Origin of the sequence: Kitasatospora sp. NPDC086801 (assembly GCF_044745805.1) — a bacterium.
In the GTDB taxonomy this organism is placed as follows: Bacteria; Actinomycetota; Actinomycetes; order Streptomycetales; family Streptomycetaceae; genus Kitasatospora.
Genome location: NZ_JBIVAX010000079.1, coordinates 1 through 9,688, shown reverse-complemented (window position 1 = coordinate 9,688; position 9,688 = coordinate 1). Strand labels below are relative to the sequence as shown.

2 protein-coding genes are annotated in these 9,688 nt (G+C 68.5%); one reads left to right on the top strand and one right to left on the bottom strand.

What is annotated here, in order from left to right; all coding sequences use genetic code 11:
* Positions 1-141: 141 nt before the first annotated feature.
* A complete protein-coding gene (locus tag ACIPLC_RS37720) occupies positions 142-3,780 on the bottom strand; it encodes a ricin-type beta-trefoil lectin domain protein (protein ID WP_400477586.1) in 3,639 nt (1,212 codons plus the stop codon).
* A gap of 387 nt (positions 3,781-4,167) precedes the next feature.
* Here ACIPLC_RS37720 and ACIPLC_RS37715 point away from each other — a divergent pair.
* The coding region (locus tag ACIPLC_RS37715) for a hypothetical protein (protein WP_400477585.1) at positions 4,168-9,688 on the top strand (5,521 nt) is incomplete at its 3' end.

Sequence of the window (9,688 nt, the reverse complement as noted above, 5' to 3'; positions counted from 1 at the left end):
CTGGAGACGTCGTCATCAAGCCCGTTCCCAGGCCAGTCACTACAGACGCCAAGCCGCGACCCAAGCATGATCGTGATCTACAGCTGGAGTACTAAGGAGGCCGGGCAGGGGCACCTTTGTGGTCAGCTCACGCTTTGGTGATCAGCTGCGCACTAGGACGGTCCACTTCTGGGCGGGGCTGCTGTTGCAGTCCCAGAGTTGGAGTCGGGCGGTGTTGGTCGCGGTGCCGCCGGGGAGGTCGATGCAGCGGCCGGATGCGGGGTTGTAGAGGCTGCCGTCGGGCCTGGGGACGAAGGTCTGCTGCGGTGCGGCGTTGCCGCAGTCCCAGATCTGCAGGGGGGTGCCGTTGGCGGTGCCGCGTCCGGTGGCGTCGAGGCAGTGGCCGAGGGCGCGGAGGCTTCCGTCGGGTTCGATGGTCCAGTTCTGGGCGTTGCTGGAGTTGCAGTCGTACAGCTGGACAGCGGTGCCGTTGGCGTTGACGGCGCCGACGATGTCCACGCATTTGCCGGTCTGGGCGGTGTAGGTGATGGGGCTGTTCTCGGCGTAGACGCTCAGGACGTTGGTCCAGCCGTTCGTCCAGGTGTAGTAGGGGTCGGTGGTGGTGGAGTGGCCGGTGAAGGTCTGGATGACGCCGCCTGGGGTCATGCTCCAGAGGGTGGGGGATCCGATGCCGGTGAGGTCGCCGTCCGAGCCGATAATGGGCCAGGTGGTGGCGGGGATGCCCCAGCCGATCTTGGTGTCGGTGGCGATGCCGGTGAGGGTGGGGTAGTTGGTGGTGTGGCCGAATGGGCCTGGGATGGTGATGGTGCTGGTGGTGAAGGTGTAGCCGCGAAGGTCGCCGTTGCTCTCGTTGCGGGCCCACAAGCCGGGGTGTCCTTGGCCGGCCCAGTCACCGGGGGAGATCAGGTCCCAGCCCTTCCAGCCGGTTGCGGCGAGCTTGGTGGGTGAGCCGAAGAGGCCGTTGCCAATAGTGGGGTAGAACCAGAGGGCGCCGGTGCCGTCCGGGCTCGTCTCGGTGGTGAACAGGCCGGTGCGGTTTTGGAACTTCTTGCTGGTGTCGAGTTTGGTGGTGCTGGGGTCTCCGCTGGCGGCGATCTGCAGGGTGGTGGACCAGTCGGTGGCGTTGTAGCCGGTGCAGTCGGTCAGTTTTGGGTCGCAGGCGGGCTTGGCCAAGGAGCTGTTGGCGTCGAAGACACCGGTGACGCCGGTGTTTCCGGGGTTCTGGTAGTACCAGAGGTTCGGGTCGCCGTCCTTGTGGGCGATGAGGTCGTCGACGTTGTTGCCGCCGCGTAGGCTGCCGCGATGGGTGGTGCGGTAGTTGGCCCAGGAATCGTGGCCGGGGGACTTGGTCTTTGGTGCGGCAAGTGGTGCCTTGGCAGCGGTGGCGGGGATGCTGTAGGCGCGCAGGTCGCCGTTGGGGTCGGCGGTGAGGATGTCGGGCTGGGCGTCGCCGGTGACGTCGCCGAAGGTCGGGGCGGGGCTGTTGGGGTTCCAGGGGGCGTAGAAGGCGTACTGCGCGACGGGTGAGAGGTTGCCGGCGTTGTCCTCGGCCTGGATGTAGAGGACGTTGGTGCCCCAGCGTCCGGCGGTCACCTGGATCTGGCCGGTGGGCATGGAGCTGCCGCACTGCCAGGTGGCGTCGACGAGCTGGGGGTCGAAGCTCCAGCGCAGGCAGACCACGCCGGAGGTGTAGCCGCCGCTCGGGTTGGGGTCGGTGGCGGTGAAGGGGATGCCACCGCTCTGGCCGGCGTAGAGCTGGGGGGTCTGGCCGTTGCCGCTGGGCGGGAACTGCTTACTGGTGTCGGCGACTGTCGTGGGGAAGGTGAGGATCGGAGGGGTGAGGTCGACCTTGAAGTAGCAGTTCGGTGTGGGAGCGGACCAGGTCATGCCGTCCACGAGGTCGGTGGCCTGCATGTCGTAGCCGTAGGCGTGACCGTCCTGGATCAGACCTGCGGGCAGTTGGAAGCTGGTGGTGCCACCGTTGCCGACCGGGGCCGTGGTGCCGCTCGCTCCGTTGGAGGAGTTGTAGTCCCAGATGTGGTCCCACGTCGCGACCTGGGCCTGGGTGGGGCTGCTGACGGTGGCGTTGAGCCAGACGGCGTTGTTCTGGGCGGAGCCGGCACCGAGCCACGCCCAGTGGCTGTTGTCGCCGTCACCGCAGGACTGGTTGGTCGCGGCGGGGCTGGCCGTGGTGGGGGCGGGCCACACCGACGGGTTGGTGGGCACGTTGGGCACCCGGTCGTACATCACCGACAGCGCCGGCTGGTAGGTGAATCGCTTGAAGGCGTACTGGTTGCTCTCGTCACCGTAGAGGCCGAAGGTCAGCTGCCCGTAGTTGACGTACTGCTTCATCGCGCCGGTGATGTCGAAACTGAACGACACGTTGTCGTGGCACGGGTCCTGGCCCGAGCCACCGACCCAAGCCGTATCCCCGAGCTGACCGCCCTGCTGTCCGGGCTGGTTGGACCACGTGGTGCCGTTCCCGATCGGCCCGTTGGTGACGTAGAGGTTGAGCGGGTACTTGGTGGTGCAGGACCAGTCGGCGGAGACGTACTCCTGCATGGTCATCGTCGCGGAGTGGATGACCGCCCCGCCGAGCGAGCTGATGTCGAACTGGTAGAAGCTGCGCTCGATGTCAGCGGGTGAGCAGCTGCCGCCGTTGGGGTAGTAGCCGCACTTGCCGACGCCGGGGTGGTCGGCGTCCTTGGGACCCTGGCGCATCCAGTTGTTGGATCCGTCGTGGGAGGACTGGACCCAGGTCCAGGAGTTGCCCGTCAGGGTCCAGGGCAGGTAGTCGGGGTCGATGTAGTACGGGGCGGTGCCGTGGGCCAGGAGGTCCTGGTCGGGGGTGAGGTCGATGCCGGTGTTGTCGGCCTTGACCGGCATGGTGGAGACCTTGGAGGCCGTCCCGGGGCCGGTGTCGGAGCCGACGGCCGGGGCCTGTCCCGCGTCCGTCGGCGTGGGGGCGGGTGTGTCCGTCGCGGCGGCCCTGAATGTCAGGGCGGCCTTGGCCGCGGGCACGGGCGCGGTTGGGGCGGGTGCGGTGGTGCTGTCCCACATCTGCGGGGTGCGGGAGACCCAGCGGGGCTTGCCGTCGTCGCCGACCATGGTGACGTTGCCGTGCTCGTCGCTCTTGACGGTGACGCCGTCGAGGGTGGTCCCGAAGTGCAGGTTCTTCAAGACCGGGTTGGCGGCTGCTGTCTGGGTCTTGACGACCAGGACGGTGGTCAGGCCGCCGAGCTTGGTAGCGGTGACCTTCAGGTCGATGTCGGGGGCGACGGACGGGTAGACCAGGCTGTCACCGCTGACGGTCGGCGCGGGAAGCGCGAACGGGGCGGACAGCGCGAGCTTCTTCCCGTCCGGACTGGTCATGGTCGCCAGCGGCCCGTCCCCGCCCTTGGAAAGTGCCACCTGTCCCGCCGCGGACTTGGGCGAGAACGTGCCGTCCCGGTTGGCCGCCAGGGTGGCGTCCAGCCCCTGCCACACCCCGCCCCGGCGCACGCGCTGCTGCTCCAGGTGGTTGGTGAGCGCGAGGTGGCCTTCGGGGGTGGCGACGGTCTCGCTGTACTCGGTCGTGAGCGAGTCGATCGGGACACTCTTTTGCGTGGCCTTGGCCTCGGCGATGGCCTTCTCGGTCGCTCCGGCCGGTGGTCGTTCCTGCAGTTGCTTCGCGGTGGCGGCGTCGATCGCGGCCTGCGACGGCACGTTCGGTGCGTCGGCGGCCTGGGCGCTGAGGCCTGAGAGGCCGGTGGTGAGCGCGAGAACGGTTGCCGCGGTCAATGCCCTGAGCGGCACGCCGTTGTGGCGGCGTTTTCTGTTCAAAACGGGAATCTCCCCCCAAAAAGACATGGAAGACTTTCGTAACACAGGACGGAAGCAACGTAGGTGGGTTCACTGACATCGACCACTTCAATTCGACGGCGAAGTCCAGGCTTGCATCGATAATTCCGATTCGTGGACCCCCGTGAGAATCCTCACCCGTTACGATGTCTTGACGGTCAGTCACCAAAGGGCGCTACCATCCGTCAGTTCGGATGCAGGACGTGCCTCCCGTATTCGGGGGCCAAAAGCTGCGTGGGGGTAAATAGCATGCCATTTGGACGACCGCCGATTTTCAGGAACAAAAGGAGTAGGAGGGGGATACTGCGTGGACGGCTGGCGGCCGTCATGACGGCTGCTGTCTTCGGCTCGATGCTCGGTCCGCTGCCGCTCGCGGCAGCGGACGGGCCGGACTACTCACGCAAGTGGTCCCCGCCGAATACGGCCCTGCCGACGACTCCCTCCGTGGCGGGGAAGGACGCCGCACCGGTGGCAGCCCCGAAGCCGGAACACCCGGTGCCGCCGACCTGGCAGCCGCCGACCGCCACCGCTTCGAAGCCGCACCCGCACGGCACGGCCAACGTCGTGCTCGGCGCCGCGCCGACCGCCGGTGCGCGGACGGCCCAGGCGCAGCCGGACGGCACGCCGCCGCCCGCACCCGCTGGCGACCCGGCCCAGGCGCAGAACCTGCCCGTGACCATCGCCCCGCTGGCCGCGACCCCTGGCGACCAGGCCGCCGCGCCGGCCGCCGCGCAGAACGTGCGGGTGGATGTGGCCGATGCCAAGACCACCTCGGCCGCCGGCATATCGGGCCTGGCTCTCTCCCTCTCCCGCACCGACTCTGCCCCCGGCAGCCGGGTCGAGGTGGCGCTCGACACCACGCAGCTTGGCGCTGGCATCGGCGGCGACTGGGCCTCCCGCGCCCACTTGGTGGAGCTGCCGGCCTGCTCGCTGACGACGCCCCAGGAGCCGGGCTGCCTCGCGCAGCAGCCGGTCCCCTCGCACTACGACCCGGCCACCGAGAAGCTGGTCGCCGACGTCACCCTGCCGGCGAGCGGCACGCACAATGGTGCCCTGCCGCGTGGTGCTGCGAACTCCGCGGCGCGGGCCGATGCGCTCGCCGTGGCCGCCGCGCCGATGGTGCTGGCTACCGTCAGTGGCTCCTCCAGCGGCGCCGGCACCTACGCGGCCACCAGTCTGAACCCGTCGCAGGCCTGGACCTCCGGAGGCTCCTCGGGCTCGTTCACCTACAGCTACCCGATTGCTTCGCCGCCCACCCTCGGTGGCGCAACGCCTCAGGTCGCGCTCTCCTACAACTCCTCCTCCGTGGACGGCCTGACCTCCTCCACCAATGCCCAGGCGTCCTGGATCGGCGACGGCTGGAGCTACAGCCCCGGCTACGTGGAGCGCTCCTACCAATCCTGCAACAACGACGGCATCACCAACTCCGGGGACGACTGCTGGGCGGGCGCCAACCTGACCCTGTCGCTGGGCGGGCACTCCGGCGAACTGGTGCCGGACGACGCGAGTTGCCAGGCGAACACCCCGGGCGCCACTGAGCAGTCCAACTGCACCTGGCGGCTGAAGAGCGACGACGGCATCAAGGTGCAGTTCCTGACCGGCGCCACCAACGGCACCTGGAACGGCTCCTACCTCAAGGTGACCGACACCGCGGGCAACGCCTACTACCTGGGTCTGAACCACCTGCCCGACGCGAACGGCAATCCGACCGGCACCGGTCCGGCCAGCAACTCGGCCTGGACGGTCCCGGTCTACTCGCCCAAGAGCGGCGACCCCTGCTACGACAGTTCCAAGGGCCAGAAGTCATGGTGCAACGCGGGCTGGCGGTGGAACCTCGACTACGTCGTCGATCCGCACGGCAACCTGACCACCTACACCTACGCCCCCGAGACCAACTACTACGTGCTCGGCGGCGGCCAGAACAACGGCACCGGGACCAACACCGCCTACACCCGCTCCGGTGTGCTCTCTGCGATCAGCTACGGCCAGCGCCTCTCCGACCAGCTCGGCGCGGGCGGCAACTACCAGGCCGCGGCACAGATCGTCTTCAACTCGGCCGAGCGCTGTGTCACGTCGACGACCGCCTGCGACCCCTCGCAGCGCACGAAGGCGAACGCGGCCAACTGGCCGGACGTCCCGATGGACGAGCAGTGCGACGCCGCCGGCTCCTGCACCAACTACCAGCCGACTTTCTGGACCAGCAAGTGGCTGACCGGCATCACCACCCAGATCCGGTCGAAGGGCACCTACATCCCGGTGGACGGCTATACCCTCAACCACCGCTTCGTGAACGTGCAGAACGCCACTGAGAACACCCAGGTCCCGTGGCTCGGCTCGGTCCAGCGCACCGGGCAGGACTCCACCGCCTCGGGCACCTCGGCCTCGCTGCCTGCGGTCAGCTTCACCGAGCAGCTGCTGCCGAACCGGGTGGACGGCACCAACCTGATCCCCGCCCGGCCGGCGTTCAACCGCCCGCGCATCCAGCTGATCACCACTGAGACCGGTGGCACGATCGGCGTCAACTACGCCCGGGCGGCCTGTTCGCGGGTGAACAACGTCATGCCCGCCACGGCCGACACCGACACGCTCTCCTGCTACAACGTCAAGTGGCATCCGTCGACGGAGCAGCCGAACGCCCAGCCGATCGACGACTGGTTCCTGCGCTACCCGGTGAGCACCGTGACGGTCAACCCCAACACGGCCGGCTCCACGCCGCAGACCACCTCCTACAGCTACGGCAACGCGGCCTGGCACCGCAACGACTCGCCGATGGTCAAGGACATGGACCGCACCTGGGACCAGTTCCGCGGCTACGCCTCGGTGACCACGGTCACCGGCAGCGGCAACGACGGCCAGCAGGCGCAGAGTTCGAGCACCTTCCACCAGGGCATGGACGGCGACCTGCTGAGCAGCGGCACAACCCGCAGCGTTTCGGTGGCGGGACCGAAGAGCGGCTCGGTGACCGACTCCGACTGGCTCTCCGGCCGGGCCCTGGAGACCGACACCTACTCCGGCGCCGGCGGCTCGATCACCTCATACACGGTAAACACCAGCAGCGGTCCGAGCACCACCGCGACCCACAGCCGCGGCAGCCTGCCGGCCCTGATCGCCCGCTACACCTCCACCACCGCGGTCACCACGGCCAAGGCATTGAAGGCGGACGGCACCTGGCGGACCACCAGTACCACCACGACCACCGACCCCGCGCACGCCAATCGCGTGCTCACCGTCCTGAACAGCGCTGACGGCCTGCCGGACAGCTGCGAGCGGGACTCGTACGCGGCCGGCTCCGACCCGCAGATCTCCTCGCTGCCCTCCGAGCAGCAGACCGTCTCGGGTAGCAGCGCCTGCACCGCAACCCCGACCGCGGCCAACACGGTGACCTGGACCCGCTCGTTCTACGACGGCCGGCCGCTCAACCAGCTCGGCGCCGCCCATGATGTGACCAGTGCCCAGGCCGTGGAGAGCATCGACGGCTCGGGCAACCCGACCTTCACTACCTCGGCGATCACCACCTACGACGCCTACGGGCGCTCGGCCACGGTGACCGACCCGAACCACACCGACAGCACGCACAGCGGTGTCACCTTCACGACGGCGTACTCCGCGGCGGGCCCGGGCGAGCTGCCCAACTCGATGACGGTGACCACTCCGGCGCCGGCCGGCGCCCCGGACGCGCAGAGCGCGGGCCGGATCACCACCACCACCATGGCTCCTGGGCGTGCCCTGCCACTGGTGGTGACCGACCCCAACGGGCGGGTGACCACCAAGGCGTACGACGCACTCGGCCGACTCACCGCAGTCTGGCAGCCGGGCCGGACCACCGGCCAGAACGCCAGCAAGACCTTCAGCTACTCGGTGCCCGGCGTCGTGAACAACGCGGCGGTCCCTCCGACCGTCACGACCAAGAGCCTGCTGTCCAGCGACACCTACACCACGTCGATCCAGATCATGGACGGCCTGGCACGGACCGTGCAGGTACAGGCCGACCCGGCGATCTCGGCCTACCAGGGCCGCATGATCACTGACACGAACTACGACTCGCAGGGCCGTACCATGCGCTCCAACGCGGCCTGGTACAACAACGACGCCGCACCCAGCACCACGCCGTTCCTGACCACCACACAGAAGGTCCCGGCACAGACCTACACCGTCTTCGACGGCCAGGGCCGACCGGTCACCACCCAGTTCCTGGCCTACGGAGTGGTGCAGACCACCACGACCACCGGCTACCCGGGTGTGGACCGCACCGACGTCACCCCGCCGACCGGCACCACGCCGACCAGTACGGTGACCGACGCTCGCGGCAAGGTGGCGCAGATCTGGCAGTACCGCACCGCCACCGCCACGGGTAAGCAGTCCGACGCGGACGTCACCGTGTTCACCTCCACCCCCGGCGGCAAGCCGGCCACCCGGACCGACTCGGTGGGCAACGTCTGGAGCTACGGCTATGACCTTCGCGGCCGCCAGACCAGCTCGACCGATCCGGACAGCGGCACCGTGACCCAGGTCTACAACCCGGGCGGCAGCCTGGTGAGCCAGACCGACGGCCGTCACCAGACCATTGCGTACACCTACGACCTGCTGGGTCGCAAGACCGGTTCATACAACGGTTCGGTGGCGTCGGCCAACCAGCTGACCTCCTACACCTACGACACCGTGCTGACGGGTCAGCCCGGCTCCTCCACCCGGTACACCAATGGCGCCGGCGGCCCGGCCTACACCAGCTCCGTGCTGACCTACGACACCGCCTACCATCCCACCACAACCACCACCACAATCCCCGGCACGGACATCGGCCAGAGCGCGACGACCCCGTTCACCTACACCTACCAGGCACAATACGACCCGATCACCGGCGCTCTGACCGACGACGACCGTTCTGCAGTCGGCGACATCGCGGAGGAGACGGTCCACTACACCTACGACTCACGCGGCCCGCTGCGCTCCTACGGCGCCGTCGGCGGCGCCACCTACGACCTGTCCTCGGATTGGGATGCATACGGCCGCAGCATCCGCGCCACGGTCAATCCCTGGGGCACCCAGATCGTCCTGACCAACATCTACGACGAGTCGACCGGACGGTTGCTCTCGCAGTTCGTGGACAAGCAGACCGCTGCCACCGGCGCGGTGCAGCAGACCACGTACGCGTACAACAAGAGCGGCCAGATCACCGGCGTGCGGAACATTCCCGACAACGTTCCCTCCTCCACCGACCTGCAGTGCTTCGGCTACGACTACCTGGGACGCCTCACGACCGCGTGGAGCGACACCGGCGGGCTCACCCTGGCCGCGCAGCCCTCGATCGGTGGACTGGGCTCGTGCGGGAACTCCACGCCCACCAGCGGCGCGCAGGCTCCGGTGCTGACCACGGTCGGCGGGCCGGCCGCTTACTGGCAGAGCTACCAGTACGACGCCACTGGCAACCGGACCCAGTTCGTCCAGCACGACCCGGCGGGCAACACCGCCGCCGACCGCACCGTTACCCAGTCCTTCCCGGCTGCAAAGACGGTCAACGGGCTCAACGGCGCGGTCGCGGGTCCACACGCGCTGATCTCCGCCAGCTCGGTCACCGGCGCCGGGACGCCGTCGGTCACCAGCATGCAGTACGACGCCTCGGGTGACACCACCCAGATCACCGACGCCACCGGGAAGCAGACCAACCTGTCCTGGAACAGCGAGGGCCAGCTCGGTCAGTTCACCAACACGACGGCCGGCAAGGTGACGTACGTCTACGACGCCGCCGGCACGCAACTGGAGAAGCAGGACCCGAGCGGCACCACGGTGTACCTCGGCAACGACGAGCTCCACTACAACAGCACCACAGGCGCGGTGACCGGGACCCGGT